The organism is Curtobacterium sp. Csp1 (assembly GCF_013347185.1).
The window spans coordinates 80247-96588 of record NZ_CP054594.1 but is presented as its reverse complement, the minus strand read 5'-3'; the positions used below and the strand labels follow the sequence as shown (position 1 = coordinate 96588).

Genomic DNA, 16342 nt, shown 5'->3' with positions numbered 1-16342 from the left:
TCCGGGCCGACGAAAGAAGAAGTGGAACACCATGGCTGAGAACACCCCCACCGCCGCCCTCTCCGAGGTCGGCGTCAGCATCTGGCTCGACGACCTCTCGCGGGAGCTCCTCGAGACCGGCAAGCTCTCCGAGCTGATCGAGCAGAAGAACGTCGTCGGCGTCACGACGAACCCGACGATCTTCGCGTCGGCCCTCGCCAAGGGCGAGCGCTACGACGCGCAGGTCAAGGAGCTCGCCGCCGCGGGCACCGACGTGACCGACGCGATCTTCGAGATCACCACCCAGGACGTCGCGAACGCGTCCGACGTCTTCAAGCCGATCTACGACGAGACCAAGGGCTTCGACGGCCGCGTCTCGATCGAGGTCGAGCCGGGCCTCGCGCACGAGACCGCGAAGACCATCGAGCAGGCGAAGTTCCTGTTCGAGAAGGTCGGCCGCGAGAACGTCCTCATCAAGATCCCCGCGACCGTCGAGGGCCTCGAGGCCATCACCGAGGTCATCGGTGCCGGCATCTCGGTGAACGTCACCCTGATCTTCTCGCTCGAGCGCTACCGCGCCGTCATCGACGCTTACCTCGGTGGCCTCGAGAAGGCCAAGGCCGCCGGCCACGACCTCTCGAAGATCCACTCGGTCGCGTCGTTCTTCGTGTCGCGCGTCGACTCCGAGATCGACAAGCGCCTGGACGCCGTCGGCACCGACGAGGCGAAGGCCCTCAAGTCGAAGGCCGGCATCGCCAACGCGCAGCTCGCCTACCAGGTCTGGACCGAGGCGTTCGCCACCGAGCGTGCCCTGGGCCTGCTGGAGGCCGGCGCGAACACGCAGCGTCCGCTCTGGGCCTCGACCGGTGTCAAGGACCCGTCGCTGCCCGACACCCTGTACGTGACCGAGCTCGCCGCACCGAACACGGTCAACACCATGCCGGGCAAGACGCTCGACGCCACCTTCGACCACGGCGAGATCCACGGCGACGCGATCGCCGGCTCCTACGACGACGCGCAGCAGGTCATGGACCAGATCGCCGCCGCGGGCGTGGACTACGACGACGTCGTGGCGCTGCTCGAGAAGGAGGGCGTCGACAAGTTCAACGTCTCCTGGGGCGAGCTCGTCGACACGGTGAAGACCGCGCTCGAGAACAGCAAGTAGGCACCACCGGAGCCCGCGTCCGGTGACGGGACCACCGTCGCCGGACGCGCGCACCCACCGGTCAGGACCTGCCCGCCGGAGCCGCGAAGCGCCTCCCGACCGGCCCTGACCACCACGACGGCGGAGTCGCCGCTGCCCCCGCAGCGTTGCGCTCCGCCGTCTCCGTTCGACTCACAAGGAGTTCACCGACTCATGTCACCGGTGGCTGTCACCCCGGAGCACAACCCGCTCCGGTTGCCGACCGATCGTCGTCTGAACCGGATCGCGGGACCCAGCACCCTCATCATCTTCGGCGTGACGGGCGACCTGTCCCGCAAGAAGCTGATGCCCGCGGTCTACGACCTGGCGAACCGGGGGCTCCTGCCGCCCGGGTTCGCGCTGGTCGGGTTCGCCCGCCGCGACTGGGAGGACCAAGACTTCTCCCAGCTCGTCCACGACGCGGTCAAGGAACACTCCCGCACCCCGTTCGACGAGGACGTGTGGCGCCAGCTCGAGCAGGGCATCCGCTTCGTCCAGGGGTCGTTCGACGACCCCGAGGCGTTCCGGGAGCTCAAGCGCACCGTCGACACCCTCGACGAGGAGCGCGGCACCCTCGGGAACCACGCGTTCTACCTCTCCATCCCGCCGAAGATGTTCCCGGTCGTCACCGAGCAGCTGAAGCTGTCCGGGCTGACCGAGCAGCGGGAGGGCTCCTGGAGCCGGGTCGTCGTCGAGAAGCCGTTCGGTTCGGACCTCCGCACCGCACGCGAGCTCAACGCGATCGTCGAGAGCGTGTTCGCGCCCGACGACGTGTTCCGCATCGACCACTACCTCGGCAAGGAGACCGTCCAGAACCTCCTGACGCTCCGCTTCGCGAACCAGATGTACGAACCCATCTGGAACTCGAACTACGTCGACCACGTGCAGATCACGATGGCCGAGGACATCGGTGTCGCCGGTCGTGCCGCGTACTACGACGGCATCGGCGCGGCGCGCGACGTCATCCAGAACCACCTGCTGCAGCTCCTCGCCCTCACGGCGATGGAGGAGCCCGTCTCGTTCAAGGCCGGTCACCTCCGCGCCGAGAAGGAGAAGGTGCTCTCCGCGGTGCGCCTGCCGGAGGACCTCGCCACGGCGACGGCCCGCGGGCAGTACGCCGGCGGCTGGCAGGGCGGCGAGAAGGTGCTCGGGTTCCTCGAGGAAGCGGGCATGAACCCCGAGTCCACGACCGAGACCTTCGCGGCGATCAAGCTCGACATCGCGACCCGTCGCTGGCAGGGCGTCCCGTTCTACCTGCGCGCGGGCAAGCGACTCGGCCGCCGCGTCACCGAGATCGCGATCGTGTTCAAGCGCGTCCCCGAGGACGTCTTCGGCATCCCGCAGTCCCCCCTCGGCCAGAACGCACTCGTCATCCGCGTACAGCCGGACGAGGGCGTCACGCTCCGGTTCGGTTCGAAGGTCCCCGGCGTCGGCACGCAGGTGCGCGACGTGACGATGGACTTCGGCTACGGCCACGCGTTCACCGAGGCGTCCCCCGAGGCGTACGAGCGACTCATCCTCGACGTGCTCCTCGGCGACCCGCCCCTGTTCCCCCGGCACCAGGAGGTGGAGCTCTCCTGGAAGATCCTCGACCCGATCGAGGAGTTCTGGGCCACGCAGGGCCAGCCCGAGCAGTACCGTCCCGGCACGTGGGGTCCGGCCTCGGCCGACGACCTGCTCGCCCGCGACGGCCGGACCTGGAGGCGTCCATGAAGATCGACCTGCCCGACACCACGGTCTCGAAGATCCAGAAGACCCTGGTGCACATCCGCGAGGAGGGCGGCGCCGTCGCCCTCGGCCGCGTGCTGACCCTCATCGTCTCGACCGCCCTCGGGCACGAGGAAGAGGCGATCTCGGCCGCGAACGAGGCGTCGCGCGAGCACCCGATGCGCGTCATCATCGTGTCGAAGAACGCCGGGGACACGAAGTCCCCCGGTCGTCTCGACGCGCAGATCCGCGTCGGGAGCGACGCGGGCGCCAGCGAGGTCATCGTCCTCCGCGCGTACGGCGAGACCGCGACCGACGAGGAGAGCCTGGTCACCGGGCTGCTCCTGCCGGACGCCCCCGTCGTCGCCTGGTGGCCCGACGCCGCACCGTCGAAGCCGTCCGAGTCCGCACTCGGTCGGATCGCGCAGCGCCGCATCACCGACGCCGCCGCCCAGAAGGACCCGAACGAGGCGATCGCCGCGCTCGGCGAGTCCTACGTCCCCGGTGACACCGACTTCGCGTGGACCCGGCTGACGCTCTGGCGGAACCAGCTCGCCGCGGCGCTCGATCAGCCGCCGTACGAGCCCGTCACCGGCGTCGAGGTCTCCGGCGCGAGCGACAGCCCGTCGACGATCATGCTCGCCGCGTGGCTGCAGCTGCGCCTCGAGGTGCCCGTCCGCGTCGTCACGTCGCCCCGCGCGACCGGCTCGAGCGGCATCCACGGCGTGAAGCTCGAGCGCGAGTCCGGCACGATCGACCTCGAGCGCTCCCTGGTGGACGTCGCGACCCTGTCGATGCCCGGACAGCCGACGCACGACCTGTCGCTGCCGCGCCGCAACCTGCGCGACTGCCTGGCCGAGGAACTCCGTAGACTCGACCCGGACGTCCTCTTCGGGGACGTCGTCAAGCACGGGGTGCCGCAACTCCGCGAGTCGATCGCGGGCTAGCTCCACCCGGGCCGGACCGTCACCCCGGTGGCGGTCCGGCCGACCCGGTCCTGCTCGCGCGCCGGGCCGCCACGAACACGGGAGTCACGTGACCAACGAACGACGGGTGCTGGTGCACCCGGACAAGCAGGCCCTCGGCGCATCCGTCGCCGCTCGCTTCCTCACGAAGATCATCGACGTGCTCGACGAGCAGGAGCGCGCGGACATCGCGATCAGCGGTGGCTCCGTCTCCTCCCTGGTCCTCGCCGCGATCAGCCAGTCGCCGGCGCGCGAGAGCGTCGACTGGTCCAAGGTGCACGTCTGGTGGGTCGACGAGCGCTGGGTCCCCGAGGGCGACGCCGACCGCAACGTCACCGGCACGCAGACCGACTTCCTCGACCACGTCGGGATCCCCACCGAGAACGTCCACCCGATGGGCGCCTCGGACGCCGGGCACTCCATCGACGAGGCAGCCGCCCAGTACGAGCGCGAACTGCGGGACGCCGCACCCGAGGGCGCCGTCGCACCCCGGTTCGACATCACGCTGCTCGGCGTCGGCCCCGACGGCCACACCGCCTCGCTCTTCCCGGAGTTCCCGCAGCTCGCCGTCACCGACCGTGCCGTGCTGACCGTGGACGACTCCCCCAAGCCGCCGCCGCAGCGTCTGACACTGTCCTTCCCGGTGATCAACGCCTCGCAGCGTGTGTGGGTCATCCTGTCCGGCGCCGAGAAGGCCTCGGTCCTGGGGCTCGCCCTCGCCGGCGCCGCGGTGGACGAGGTCCCCGTCGGCGGCGTGCAGGGTCGGAAGCGCACGGTGTTCTTCGTCGACCAGGACGCCGCGCGCGACGTCCCCGAGAACCTCATCGCGTCGACGTACTAGGCGCACCCCCGGAAGAGGCCCGCTCGCGACCCCGCGAGCGGGCCTCTTCTGTCACGCTCGGCACTGCGCGGCGACGACTCCTGCCCGGTCGACGTGCGACCCGCGGCATGTCGTGCACACTCGCGAACGACGAAGCCCCCGCGCCCGTCCTGCGACGCGAGCAGCGAAGGCAACGACGAAGGCCCCCGTACCGGATCGGTACGGGGGCCTTCTGACGACCGTGGGGCTACTTCGCGGTGCCGCGACGCTGCCGGAGCTGCTGCAGCGCGTCCTCGAGGAGCTGCGCTGCCTCTTCCTCGGTGCGACGTTCCTTGACGTACGCCAGGTGGGTCTTGTACGGCTCGGTCTTCGCGACGACCGGAGGGTTCTCCTTGTCGCGACCGGCCGGGAGCCCGGTGGACGGCGAGTCGACCGTCTCGGGGATCTCCTCGTCGGGGAGGGTCGCCGAGAAGTACCGGACGACCTCGTTCCCGAGGGCGTCCCAGTACGAGACGGCCACACGCTCGGCCTGGACCCCGCGGTCTTGCTCCCCCATGGGCCCGGCTCCGACGCGCGAGCCCCGGATTGCACTGCCTCCGCTTGCCATGTTCAGCTCCCCGCTGTGAACTTGTTGATGAGACCGAGCACGATGATCGACACGATCCAGATCAGACCGAGGATCACCGTGATGCGGTTGAGGTTGCGCTCGGCGACGCCGGACGCCCCGAGGTTGCTCGTCACGCCGCCGCCGAACATGTCGGAGAGGCCACCACCGCGGCCCTTGTGCAGCAGGATGAGGAGCGTGAGCAGGAGGCTCGTGATCGCGAGCAGGACCTGCAGCACGACGGAGAGAATCGCCACGACGTACCTTTCGTGTCAGTCAGCCATGCAAGTGTACCGGGCTGCCGGAGTGACCGGGGCCACCGGCACCGGTGTGGCCTGGCGCCGGAGCAGCCGAGCACCGGTCTGGCCCGGTGCCGGACGCTGACCAGGCCGGCCACGCGGACGTGACCGGCCTGGGAGCGAAGTGGGACTAGAGCCCGACGTGCTGACGGAAGCGCGCGATCGCCGCGAACTCCTGCACGTCGAGCGACGCGCCGCCGACGAGCGCACCGTCGATGTCGGGTTCGCGGAGGAAGCCCGCGATGTTGCCCGACTTCACCGAACCGCCGTAGAGCACCCGCGTGGCCGCAGCGGCCTCGTCGCCCCACGCCGCAGCGATGGCCCGACGGAGCGCGGCGCAGTCGTCCTGCGCCTGCTCGGGCGTGGCGGCCTGGCCGGAGCCGATGGCCCAGACCGGCTCGTACGCCACGACGATCTCGGACGGCTGCACCGCGCGAAGGACCACGTTCAGCTGCTCGACCGGGACGACGCCCGCGCCGCGCTGCTCGCGCTCCTCGCCGGTCTCGCCGACGCAGACGACCGGGACGATGCCGTGCTTGACGGCGGCGGCGGTCTTGGCGGCGACGACCTCGTCGGTCTCCCCGTGCATCGTGCGACGCTCGGAGTGCCCGACGATGACGTACTGCGCGTCGAGTGCCTTGAGGAACGCCCCCGAGACGTCACCGGTGTAGGCACCGGAGTCGTACTGGGACAGGTCCTGGGCACCGAAGCGGATCTCGAGCTTGTCGGCCGAGATCAGCGTCTGCACGCTGCGCAGGTCGGTGAAGGGCGGGAACACCGCGACCTCGACGTCGTCGTGGTCGTGGCGCGCGTCCTTCAGCGTCCAGGCGAGCTTCTGCACCGTGGCGATCGCCTGGAGGTGGTCGAGATTCATCTTCCAGTTGCCGGCGATGAAGGGCGTACGGCTCATCGGGACCACCCCAGTGCTTCGAGACCGGGTAGCGACTTGCCCTCGAGGAACTCGAGGCTCGCACCGCCACCGGTCGAGATGTGGCCGAACCGGTCGTCGGCGAAGCCGAGCGACCGCACGGCTGCTGCCGAGTCACCGCCACCGACGACCCCGAGGCCGTCGACCTCGGTGAGCGCCTGCGCGACGGTCTTCGTGCCGGCCGCGAAGGCCGGGAACTCGAACACGCCCATCGGACCGTTCCAGAACACCGTCTTCGACCCGGACACCGCCTTCGCGAACCGGGCGGCCGTCTCCGGACCGATGTCGAGCCCGATGCCGTCCGCGCCGAACGCAGTCGACTCGATCGCGTCGGCCGCGACCGTCTCGTGCTCGGCGTCCGCCGCGAAGCCCGAGGCCACGACGACGTCGGTCGGCAGGTCGATCGTCACGCCGAGCTCGTCGGCCTTCGCCAGGTACGAGCGCACCGTGTCGAGCTGGTCCTGCTCGAGCAGCGACTTCGCGACCCCGTGGCCCTGGGCCGCGAGGAACGTGAAGAGCATGCCGCCGCCGATGCAGAGCGTGTCGACCTGCGGGAGCAGGTGGTCGATGACCCCGAGCTTGTCGCTGACCTTCGACCCGCCGAGGACGACCGTGTACGGCCGCTCGGGGTCCTTCGTCAGGCGCTCGAGCACCGTCAGCTCGGACTCGATGAGCGAGCCGGCGGCGCTGGGCAGCGCCGCGGCGAGCTCGTAGACCGAGGCCTGCTTGCGGTGCACGACGCCGAAGCCGTCCGACACGAACGCGTCGCCCAGGGCGGCGATCCGCTCGGCGAACCGCTGGCGCTCGGCGGCGTCCTTCGAGGTCTCCTCCGGGTTGAACCGGAGGTTCTCGAGCAGCAGGACGTCGCCGTCCCCGAGGGCCTCGGCGGCCGCGGTCGCCTCGTCGCCGACGGTCTCGCCGACGAACGTGACCTCTTTCCCGAGCAGCTCGGAGAGCCGCTGCCCCACGGGGGCGAGCGAGTACTCCGGCGCCGGCGACCCGTCGGGACGGCCGAGGTGCGAGATCACGATGACCCGCGCTCCGGCGTTCACCAGGGTGTTCAGCGTGCTCAGCGACGCCCGCACGCGGCCGTCGTCCGTGATCCTGCCGTCCTTGAGCGGGACGTTCAGGTCGCAGCGGACGACGACGCGCTTGCCGGCGAGGTCGCCGAGGTCCTCGAGGGTACGCAGGCTCATGCCGAGAGTCGCTCGCCCACGTACTCGGTGAGGTCGACGAGGCGGTTCGAGTAGCCCCACTCGTTGTCGTACCACGAGGTGATCTTCACGAGGCCGCCGATGACCTTGGTCAAGCCGGAGTCGTAGATCGAGGAGTGCGGGTCCGTGGTGATGTCGGTCGAGACCAGCGGGTCCTCGCTGTAGAGCAGGATGCCCTTGAGCGGGCCCTCGGCGGCCTCCTTGTAGGCGGCGTTGATCTCGTCGACGGTGACCTCGGACTTGGTCTCGAGGGTGAGGTCGGTGATCGAACCGGTGGGCACCGGCACGCGGAGCGCGTAGCCGTCGAGCTTGCCGGCGAGCTCCGGCATGACCAGGCCGATGGCCTTGGCCGCACCCGTGGAGGTCGGGACGATGTTGAGGGCGGCGGCACGGGCACGACGCGGGTCCTTGTGCGGGCCGTCCTGCAGGTTCTGGTCGGCGGTGTAGGCGTGCACCGTCGTCATCAGGCCACGCTCGATGCCGAACTTGTCGTGGAACACCTTGGCGAGCGGCGCGAGGCTGTTCGTGGTGCAGGACGCGTTCGAGATGATGTGGTGGTTCGCCGGGTCGTACTGGTCCTCGTTCACGCCGAGCACGATGGTGACGTCGTCACCCGTGGCAGGGGCGGAGATGATGACCTTCTTGGCGCCCGCGTCGATGTGCTTCTGCGCGTCGGCGGCCTTGGTGAAGAACCCGGTCGACTCGATGACGACGTCGACACCCAGCTCGCCCCAGGGGAGGTCGGCGGGGTCGCGCTCCGCGAGGACCTTGATCGGCTTGCCGTCGACGACGATGCTGTCGCCGTCGAGCTCGACGGAGACGCCGAGGCGACCGGTGACGGAGTCGAACTTCAGCAGGTTCGCGAGCGCCGCGTTGTCGGTGAGGTCGTTCACCGCCACGATCTCGAGGTCGGAGCCCTTCGCGAGGGCGGCCCGGAAGAAGTTACGGCCGATGCGGCCGAAGCCGTTGATGCCGATCTTGACGGTCAATGGATCTCCTGGTGGGTGTGGAGCGCCCCGGGGGCGCTGCTTTCGGAGTCATGGGCCCTTCGGGCCCACGTGTGGTGGACGATACGCCCCGTAACGTCGCCGTAACGACCCTAGCAGTCGGACACTGCGGACCCGCGCCGGATGACGGTCCGTCCGGACGGTCGCGCGGCCGTCCGCGGACGCGCCCCGACGACGGACGGGAGGCACGGTGCCAGCTGGCACCGTGCCTCCCGTCCGGTGGGTCGTCAGACCCGCGATCAGGCGCCCTCGAGCTCCTCGGGGACGCTCGCCTCGGTGCCCGGGATGCCCAGGTCGGAGGCGCGCTTGTCCGCCATCGCGAGGAGGCGGCGGATGCGCCCCGCGATCGCGTCCTTCGTCATCGGCGGCTCCGCGTGCTGACCGAGCTCGTCGAGCGACGCGTCGCGGTGCTCGAGGCGGAGCGAGCCGGCGTACTTGAGGTGGTCGGGGACCTCGTCGCCGAGGATCTCGAGCGCGCGCTCGACGCGGGCGCACGCGGCGACCGCGGCCTGCGCGGAGCGGCGGAGGTTCGCGTCGTCGAAGTTGACCAGGCGGTTCGCGGTCGCACGGACCTCACGGCGCTGGCGCATCTCCTCCCAGTCGGCGTTCGTGCGGGCGGCGCCCATGACGGTCAGCATCTGCCCGATGGCCTCGCCGTCGCGGATGACGACGCGGTGCACGCCGCGGACCTCGCGGCCCTTCGCGGCGATGCCGAGGCGCGACGCGGCACCGACGAGGGCCATCGCGGCCTCGTTGCCGGGGCAGGTGACCTCGAGCGCGGCCGCGCGGCCCGGGTCGGTGAGCGTGCCGGAGGCGAGGAACGCACCGCGCCAGATGGCGGCGAGGTCCTCACGGTTGCCGGTGGTCAGCCGGTTCGGCAGGCCGCGGACCGGACGGCGACGGGCGTCCATCAGACCGGTCTGGCGCGCGAGGGTCTCCCCCGCCTCGAGCACGCGGACCAGGTAGCGGGTGCCCCGACGCGACGAGGCGGACGAGCCGACGCTCGCCTCGGAGCGGACGCCGTAGAGCTCCGCGAGGTCCTTGCGGACGCGGTGGACGATGATCCGGGTGTCGAGCTCGACCTCGACGGCTATCCGGCCGGAGATGACGTGCAGGCCACCCGCGAACCGGAGGATCGTGGCGAGTTCGGCGGCGCGGACCGTGTTGCGGTTCACGACGACCCTGGCCAGTTCGTCCTTGACCTCGGCAGTCAACGGCACAGCATCATTCCTAACGTTTCTTCTGGTGGGGTCCGCAGGCCCGCGCACTGGTGAGCACCGGAGGGCTCCTGAGCACGACACGCTCGTGAGCGACGGCCGGAGGGGCGGTCACTCCCGGCCGAGGTCTCGGTTCTGCACACGCACGGCGACGTCGGGCATGCTGCGGAGGAGGTTCGCCAACTCGGCGACGACGGCGACCGAACGGTGCTTGCCGCCGGTACAGCCGATGGCGATCGTAGCGTGTCTTTTGTTCTCGCGCTGGTATCCCGCCAGGACGGGCTCCAGCACGGCCGCGTACCGCTCGACGAACGAGCGGGCTCCCGGCTGCGCGAGCACGTAGTCCGAGACCGGGGCGTCGAGGCCGGTGTGGGGGCGCAGCTCGGGCACCCAGTACGGGTTCGGGATGAAGCGGACGTCGGCCACCATGTCGGCGTCGGCGGGCAGGCCGTACTTGAAGCCGAAGCTCATCAGCGTCACCTGCACGCCGACGAAGTGGTCCTCCGCGAAGCGCTCGGTGACGGTGTTCGCGAGTTGGTGGATGTTCAGGTCCGAGGTGTCGATGATCACGTCGGCGGCATCGCGCAGGCCGGACAGCCGGGTCCGCTCGCGGCCGATGCCGTCGAGGAGCGTGCCGTCCTCCTGCAGCGGGTGCGGCCGGCGGACCTGCTCGAAGCGGCGGACGAGCACGGCGTCGGTGGCCTCGAGGAAGAGCACCCGCACGCGGGCCGAGGCGCTCGCGCGGACCTGGGCGACGGCCTGCTCGGGGTCGGTGAAGAACCGGCCGCCGCGGACGTCGACGACGGTCGCGATCTTCGGGATCTTCTCCCCCGCCCGGTCGGCGAGCTCGGTGAGGGGGCCGAGCATCTGGGTCGGGAGGTTGTCGACGACGTACCAGCCGAGGTCCTCGAGGGCCTTGCCCACGGTCGAGCGTCCGGCGCCGGACATGCCCGTCACGATGAGGATGTCGTGCTGCTGGGTCGTCCGGGCCGGGGTGGCGGGACCGTCGTGCCCCTGCTCGGGGCTGTCGTGCTCGTGACGGTGGCTGCTGTCGTGCTCGTGCTCGGCGTTGCTGTCGCTCATGGTCGGGGGCTCCGTCGTCGCGGTCCGGGCGGCGCGCCCGGGGTGTGTCGGCTGCGGGTCCAGGCTATCGCCCGGCCCGCTGGGTCGGCTGTCCGGGTCGGCTGTCCGGGTCGGCTGTCCGGGTCGGCGGTGCTGGTCGGTGATCGGATCAGCCGCGTCCGGTCGGTTGCAGCTGGTCGGCTCTCCGGGTCGGGACCCGGCCTGCTGGGCCCCCGGTCAGGCCGGGCGCAGGGGGCCGTCCTGGGAGACCGTCGGTACCTGGACCGGACCGGTCGGGGTGCTCGTCGGACTGCTGGGTTCAACTGCGCTGCCCGGGCCGGCCGGGCCGGCCGGGTCGGCCGGGCTGGCCGGGCTGGCGGCGCTGGCGGTCAGTGCGCTGGCCGGGGTCTGCGCCAGCTTCGTGACGACCGCGGCCGCGGTCGCCGGGCCGACCCCGTTCACCTCGGCGATCTGCTCCGCCGTCGCCTCGCGCAGCCGCGACACCGACCCGAAGTGCTTCAGCAACGCGTTCACCCGCGTGGGGCCGAGCCCCGGCACCTCGGACAGCTGGGACCGGACGTCGCGCTTCCGGCGGGTCCGCTGGTGCGTGATCGCGAACCGGTGAGCCTCGTCACGGATGCGCTGGATGAGGAACAGGGCCTCGGAGTTGCGCGGCATGATCACCGGGAAGTCGTCGTCCGGCAGCCAGAGTTCCTCGAGGCGCTTCGCGATGCCGACCAGGGCGATGTCGTGCACACCGGCCTCGTCCATCGCCCGCTTCGCCGCCTGCACCTGCGGCTGCCCGCCGTCGACGATCAGCAGCTGCGGACGGTAGGCGAAGCGCTTCGTCGGCTTCGTGCCCTCGACGACGTCGTCACTCGTCGCGTCCGGGACGTCGGGCACCGAGGCGTCCTCGTCGAGCCGCGCGAGTCGACGGGAGAGCACCTGGTACATGCTGTCCGTGTCGTCGGTCGTCTCGGCGATCGTGTACCGGCGGTACTGGTCCTTGCGCGGCAGCCCGTCCTCGAAGACGACCATCGACGCCACGACGTTCGTGCCCTGCAGGTGCGAGATGTCGTAGCACTCCATCCGGAGCGGCGCCTCGGTCATGCCGAGGGCCTCCTGGATGTCCGCCAGCGCGGCCGACCGGGTGGTGTAGTCCGCGCTCCGCTTCGTCTTGTAGAGCATGAGCGCCTGCGCCGCGTTCTGGGCGGCCGTCCGGGCGAGCCCGGCCCGGTCGCCGCGCTGGGCCGTGCTGAGCTTGGTGCCGCGGCCACCCCGACGTGCGCTGAGCCACTGCTCGAGGGCCTCGGCGTCCTCTGGCAGCTCCGGCACGACGACCTCGCGCGGGGGTTCCTCGCTCGTCGCGTACTGACCCTGGACGATCTGCTCGACGAGGTCGCCGGTGCTGATGTCGAGCTCCTTGTCGACGACCCAGCCCCGGACACCGCGGATGCGACCGCCGCGGACCGAGAACAGCTGCACGGCGGCGGCGAGCTCGTCCTCGGCGACGCCGAACAGGTCGAGGTCCACCGAGTCTCGGAGCACCACGGCCGACTTCTCGAGGACGGCCTCGAGCGCTCCGACCTGGTCGCGGTAGCGCGCGGCCTGCTCGTACTGCATGGCGTCCGCCGAGGCCGCCATCCGCTGCTTCAGCTCGGTGATCACCCGGCGGTCGTAGCTCGCCATGAAGCGGACGAACTGCTCGACGATCGCGCGGTGCTCGGCGATCGTCACCTTCTGCGAGCACGGGCCGCCGCACTTCCCGATCTGCCCGGGGAAGCAGGGCTTGCCGGTCTGCATCGCCCGCTTGTACGACGAGTCGGAGCAGGTGCGGATCGGGAACACCTTGATCATCAGGTCGATGGTGTCGTGGACCGCCCAGATCTTCGGGTAGGGCCCGAAGTACTTCGCGCCCTTGATCTTCCGGTTCCGCGTCACCATCACCCGCGGCGACTCCTCGCCCAGGGTGATCGCCATGTACGGGTACGACTTGTCGTCCCGGAACTTGACGTTGAACGGCGGGTCGAACTCCTTGATCCACGTGTACTCGAGCTGGAGGGCCTCGATCTCGGAGCCGACCGTCGTCCACTCGACGCTGCGGGCGGTGAGCACCATCCGGCGCGTCCGCTCGTGCAGGGTCGGCAGCGGGGCGAAGTAGTTGCTCAGCCGCGCGCGGAGGTTCTTCGCCTTGCCGACGTAGAGCACCCGACCGGCTTCGTCGCGCCACCGGTAGACGCCCGGGTCGGTCGGGATATCCGACGCCTTCGGCCGCCAGGGGACGGTGTTCGCCAACTAGCGCGCACCCGCCTTCTGCTTCGCCGTGCGGGCGCCGACGGCCTGCTGCTTGCCGACCCGGGCGTCCTGCGCGTCGAAGATCTCGCGGAGGAACACCCCGGTGTGGCTCTCGGGGACGTCCGCGACGTGCTCGGGCGTGCCGACCGCCAGGACCGTGCCACCACCGGCGCCGCCCTCCGGACCCATGTCGACGAGCCAGTCGGCCGACTTGATGACGTCGAGGTTGTGCTCGATCGTGATGACGGTGTTGCCCTTGTCGACCAGGCTCTGCAGCACGAGCAGCAGCTTCCGGACGTCCTCGAAGTGGAGACCCGTGGTCGGCTCGTCGAGCACGTAGACCGTGCGGCCGTTCGAACGGCGCTGCAGCTCGGTCGCGAGCTTGACGCGCTGCGCCTCGCCCCCGGACAGGGTCGTGGCGCTCTGGCCGAGCCGGACGTAGCCCAGGCCGACGTCGACGAGGGTCGCCATGTACCGGTGGATCGCCGAGATCGGCTCGAAGAACTCGGCCGCCTCGCTGATGGGCATGTCGAGGACCTCGGAGATGTCCTTGCCCTTGTAGTGCACCTGCAGCGTCTCGCGGTTGTACCGGGCACCACCGCAGACCTCGCAGGCGACGTAGACGTCGGGGAGGAAGTTCATCTCGATCTTGATCGTGCCGTCGCCGGAGCAGTTCTCGCAGCGGCCGCCCTTGACGTTGAAGCTGAAGCGCCCGGGCTGGTACCCGCGGGCCTTCGCCTCGGGCGTCTCGGCGAAGAGCTGCCGGATCCGGTCGAACACGCCGGTGTACGTCGCCGGGTTCGACCGCGGGGTGCGGCCGATCGGCGCCTGGTCGACGTGCACGACCTTGTCGAGCTGGTCGAGCCCCTTGACGCGCGTGTGCTTGCCGGCGATGTGCCGGGCGCCGTTGAGCTGGTTGGCGAGCACCTTGTACAGGATGTCGTTGACGAGCGTCGACTTGCCCGAACCGCTGACGCCGGTGACCGCGGTGAACACGCCGAGCGGGAAGTCGACGTCCACCTGCTTGAGGTTGTTCGCCCGCGCCCCCTGCACGCTGATCACGCGCTTCGGGTTGACCTTCCGGCGCTCGGCCGGGACCTCGATGGCACGACGGCCGGCGAGGTAGTCGCCCGTGATCGAGTCGCGGTTCTCGATGATGCCCTCGTAGGACCCGGAGTGCACGACGACGCCGCCGTTCACGCCCGCACCCGGTCCGATGTCGACGACCCAGTCGGCGGTGCGGATGGTGTCCTCGTCGTGCTCGACCACGATGAGCGTGTTGCCGAGGTCCTTGAGCTTGACGAGGGTGTCGATCAGCCGGCGGTTGTCGCGCTGGTGCAGCCCGATGCTCGGCTCGTCGAGCACGTAGAGCACGCCCGTCAGGCCCGAGCCGATCTGCGTCGCGAGACGGATGCGCTGCGCTTCGCCACCGGACAGCCCGCCGGCACCGCGGGCGAGCGTCAGGTAGTTCAGGCCGACCTCGAGCAGGAACTCGAGGCGCGCCCGGATCTCGCGCAGGACCGCGGCGGCGATGTGGGCCTCGCGCTCGGTGAGCGTCAGGGTCTCCATGAAGGCGTACGCGTCGTCGAGCGACATGTCGGTGACGTCCGCGATGCTCCGGCCGTCGACCGTGACCGCCAGGACCTCGGGCTTGAGCCGCGTGCCGTCGCACACCGGGCACGGGACCTCGCGCAGGTAGCCCTGGAAGCGCTGCCGCTGCGAGTCCGACTCGGCCTCGGCGAACTTGCGCTCGATGTAGGGCATGACACCCTCGAACCCACTCGTGTACCGCATCTCGCGCCCGAAGCGGTTCTTCCACGACACCGAGACCTGGAAGTCCTTGCCGGTCAGGATCGCCGCCTGCACCGACGGGTCGAGCTGGCTCCACGGGGTGTCGAGCGAGAACCCGAGGTCCTTGCCGAGACCGGCGAGGAGCTTCTCGAAGTACGAGTACAGCCCGCTCGTCCCGGTCCACGGCAGCAGCACGCCGTCGCGGAGGGACGCCTCGGGGTCACCGAGGACGAGGTCCGGGTCGACCGACATGCGCGTGCCGAGGCCGGAGCACTCCGGGCAGGCCCCGAACGGGGCGTTGAACGAGAACGTGCGGGGCTCGATCTCGGTCAGCGCGAGCGGGTGGTTGTTCGGGCAGGAGAGGTTCTCGGAGTAGGTCCGGACCGCGCCGGGGCCCTCGTGGTCGACGAGGTCGATCGCCACCGTGCCGCTCGTCAGCCGCAGGGCGGTCTCGAGTGAGTCGGTGAGCCGACCGAGGATGTCGTCGCTCGCCACGAGCCGGTCGATGATCACCGAGATGTCGTGCTTGACCTGCTTCTTGAGCTTCGGCGGGTCGCTCAGCTGGATCCGCTCGCCGTCGACGATCGCACGGGCGTAGCCGGAGGCCGCGAGCTCCTGGAAGAGGTCGACGAACTCGCCCTTCTTCTTCGAGATGACCGGCGCGAGCACCTGGAAGCGGGTCCCCGACTCGAACTCCATGAGCTGGTCGGCGATCTGCTGCACGCTCTGCTTGCTGATCACCTCGCCGCAGACGGGGCAGTGCGGGACGCCGATGCGCGCCCAGAGCAGACGCATGTAGTCGTAGACCTCGGTGATGGTGCCGACCGTCGACCGGGGGTTGCGGTTCGTCGACTTCTGGTCGATCGACACCGCGGGCGACAGCCCCTCGATGAAGTCGACGTCGGGTCGGTCCACCTGCCCGAGGAACTGCCGCGCGTACGCGGAGAGCGACTCGACGTAGCGGCGCTGTCCCTCAGCGAAGATCGTGTCGAACGCGAGCGAGGACTTGCCCGATCCGGAGAGCCCGGTGAAGACGACGAGGGAGTCCCGCGGGATCTCGAGGTCGACGTCGCGGAGGTTGTGCACGCGGGCACCCCGGACGCTGAGCGTCGAAGTGCTGTGCGGTGCCGTGCCGCCGGGGAGGTGGAGGTCTGCGGGCTCGCCGAAGGCGTTCCGGCCCGAGGTCGTGGTACCGCGGTCAGAGGTGATGGTCATCGCAGACGATTCTACGAAGCCGCACCGACATCCGTCCGGGCGTGGCGGTCCGGATC

The 16342-nt window shown here is 70.3% G+C and carries 13 protein-coding genes; 4 read left to right on the top strand and 9 right to left on the bottom strand.

The annotated features are described in order from the left end of the window. Positions 1 to 31 precede the first annotated feature (31 nt). From tal to pgl, 4 genes are all read left to right on the top strand, one after another. The gene (tal, locus tag HUN58_RS00425) at positions 32 to 1144 is read left to right on the top strand and encodes a transaldolase (protein WP_114849930.1); all 1113 of its coding nucleotides are present in this window, start codon (positions 32 to 34) and stop codon (positions 1142 to 1144) included. A 192-nt stretch (positions 1145 to 1336) separates the two neighbouring features. Continuing rightward, positions 1337 to 2875: a glucose-6-phosphate dehydrogenase gene (gene zwf, locus HUN58_RS00420; protein ID WP_065959048.1), complete on the top strand. Its 1539-nt coding sequence runs from the start codon at positions 1337 to 1339 to the stop codon at positions 2873 to 2875. Further along, positions 2872 to 3816 carry a glucose-6-phosphate dehydrogenase assembly protein OpcA gene (locus tag HUN58_RS00415; RefSeq protein WP_180225328.1) on the top strand — a complete coding sequence of 315 codons (945 nt, stop codon included), beginning with the start codon at positions 2872 to 2874 and terminating at the stop codon, positions 3814 to 3816. The genes zwf and HUN58_RS00415 overlap by 4 nt, the downstream gene beginning before the upstream one ends. Positions 3817 to 3904: 88 nt before the next feature. After that, a complete protein-coding gene (gene pgl, locus HUN58_RS00410) occupies positions 3905 to 4675 on the top strand; it encodes a 6-phosphogluconolactonase (RefSeq protein ID WP_180225329.1) in 771 nt (256 codons plus the stop codon). Positions 4676 to 4901: 226 nt separating this feature from the next. Here the strand turns inward: pgl and HUN58_RS00405 are convergent, their stop codons facing one another. From HUN58_RS00405 to uvrA, 9 genes are all read right to left on the bottom strand, one after another. Beyond that, positions 4902 to 5261 (bottom strand): RNA polymerase-binding protein RbpA, encoded by a 360-nt coding sequence (locus HUN58_RS00405; protein ID WP_058742908.1) that lies wholly within the window; start codon positions 5259 to 5261, stop codon positions 4902 to 4904. A 2-nt stretch (positions 5262 to 5263) separates the two neighbouring features. After that, complete coding sequence (gene secG, locus HUN58_RS00400) at positions 5264 to 5515, bottom strand: preprotein translocase subunit SecG (protein ID WP_058742909.1); 252 nt, start codon at positions 5513 to 5515, stop codon at positions 5264 to 5266. Between the two features lie 172 nt (positions 5516 to 5687). Continuing rightward, positions 5688 to 6467 carry a triose-phosphate isomerase gene (gene tpiA / locus HUN58_RS00395; protein WP_114850119.1) on the bottom strand — a complete coding sequence of 260 codons (780 nt, stop codon included), beginning with the start codon at positions 6465 to 6467 and terminating at the stop codon, positions 5688 to 5690. Continuing rightward, on the bottom strand, positions 6464 to 7681 hold the full coding sequence (gene pgk / locus HUN58_RS00390; RefSeq protein WP_180225330.1) for a phosphoglycerate kinase: 1218 nt from the start codon (positions 7679 to 7681) through the stop codon (positions 6464 to 6466). Before pgk ends, tpiA begins: the two co-directional genes overlap by 4 nt. Beyond that, the gene (gene gap, locus HUN58_RS00385) at positions 7678 to 8688 is read right to left on the bottom strand and encodes a type I glyceraldehyde-3-phosphate dehydrogenase (protein ID WP_180225331.1); all 1011 of its coding nucleotides are present in this window, start codon (positions 8686 to 8688) and stop codon (positions 7678 to 7680) included. The genes pgk and gap overlap by 4 nt, the downstream gene beginning before the upstream one ends. 257 nt (positions 8689 to 8945) lie before the next feature. Further along, positions 8946 to 9926, bottom strand: a complete 981-nt coding sequence (whiA, locus tag HUN58_RS00380) for a DNA-binding protein WhiA (protein WP_058742912.1) — start codon at positions 9924 to 9926, stop codon at positions 8946 to 8948. A gap of 108 nt (positions 9927 to 10034) precedes the next feature. Further along, a complete protein-coding gene (rapZ, locus tag HUN58_RS00375; RefSeq protein WP_180225332.1) occupies positions 10035 to 11006 on the bottom strand; it encodes an RNase adapter RapZ in 972 nt (323 codons plus the stop codon). A gap of 216 nt (positions 11007 to 11222) precedes the next feature. Next, entirely contained in the window at positions 11223 to 13280 is a 2058-nt protein-coding gene (uvrC, locus tag HUN58_RS00370; protein ID WP_180225333.1) for an excinuclease ABC subunit UvrC, read from the bottom strand. After that, positions 13281 to 16286, bottom strand: a complete 3006-nt coding sequence (uvrA, locus tag HUN58_RS00365; RefSeq protein ID WP_229666684.1) for an excinuclease ABC subunit UvrA — start codon at positions 16284 to 16286, stop codon at positions 13281 to 13283. Between the last annotated feature and the right edge of the window lie 56 nt (positions 16287 to 16342).

Excerpts from the sequence above, each read along its gene's own strand:
- uvrA (WP_229666684.1), bottom strand. The coding sequence starts at position 16,286 with ATGACCATCACCTCTGACCGCGGTACCACGACCTCGGGCCGGAACGCC.
- tpiA (WP_114850119.1), bottom strand. The coding sequence starts at position 6,467 with ATGAGCCGTACGCCCTTCATCGCCGGCAACTGGAAGATGAATCTCGAC.
- rapZ (WP_180225332.1), bottom strand. The coding sequence starts at position 11,006 with ATGAGCGACAGCAACGCCGAGCACGAGCACGACAGCAGCCACCGTCAC.
- HUN58_RS00405 (WP_058742908.1), bottom strand. The coding sequence starts at position 5,261 with ATGGCAAGCGGAGGCAGTGCAATCCGGGGCTCGCGCGTCGGAGCCGGG.
- tal (WP_114849930.1), top strand. The coding sequence starts at position 32 with ATGGCTGAGAACACCCCCACCGCCGCCCTCTCCGAGGTCGGCGTCAGC.
- pgk (WP_180225330.1), bottom strand. The coding sequence starts at position 7,681 with ATGAGCCTGCGTACCCTCGAGGACCTCGGCGACCTCGCCGGCAAGCGC.
- HUN58_RS00415 (WP_180225328.1), top strand. The coding sequence starts at position 2,872 with ATGAAGATCGACCTGCCCGACACCACGGTCTCGAAGATCCAGAAGACC.
- zwf (WP_065959048.1), top strand. The coding sequence starts at position 1,337 with ATGTCACCGGTGGCTGTCACCCCGGAGCACAACCCGCTCCGGTTGCCG.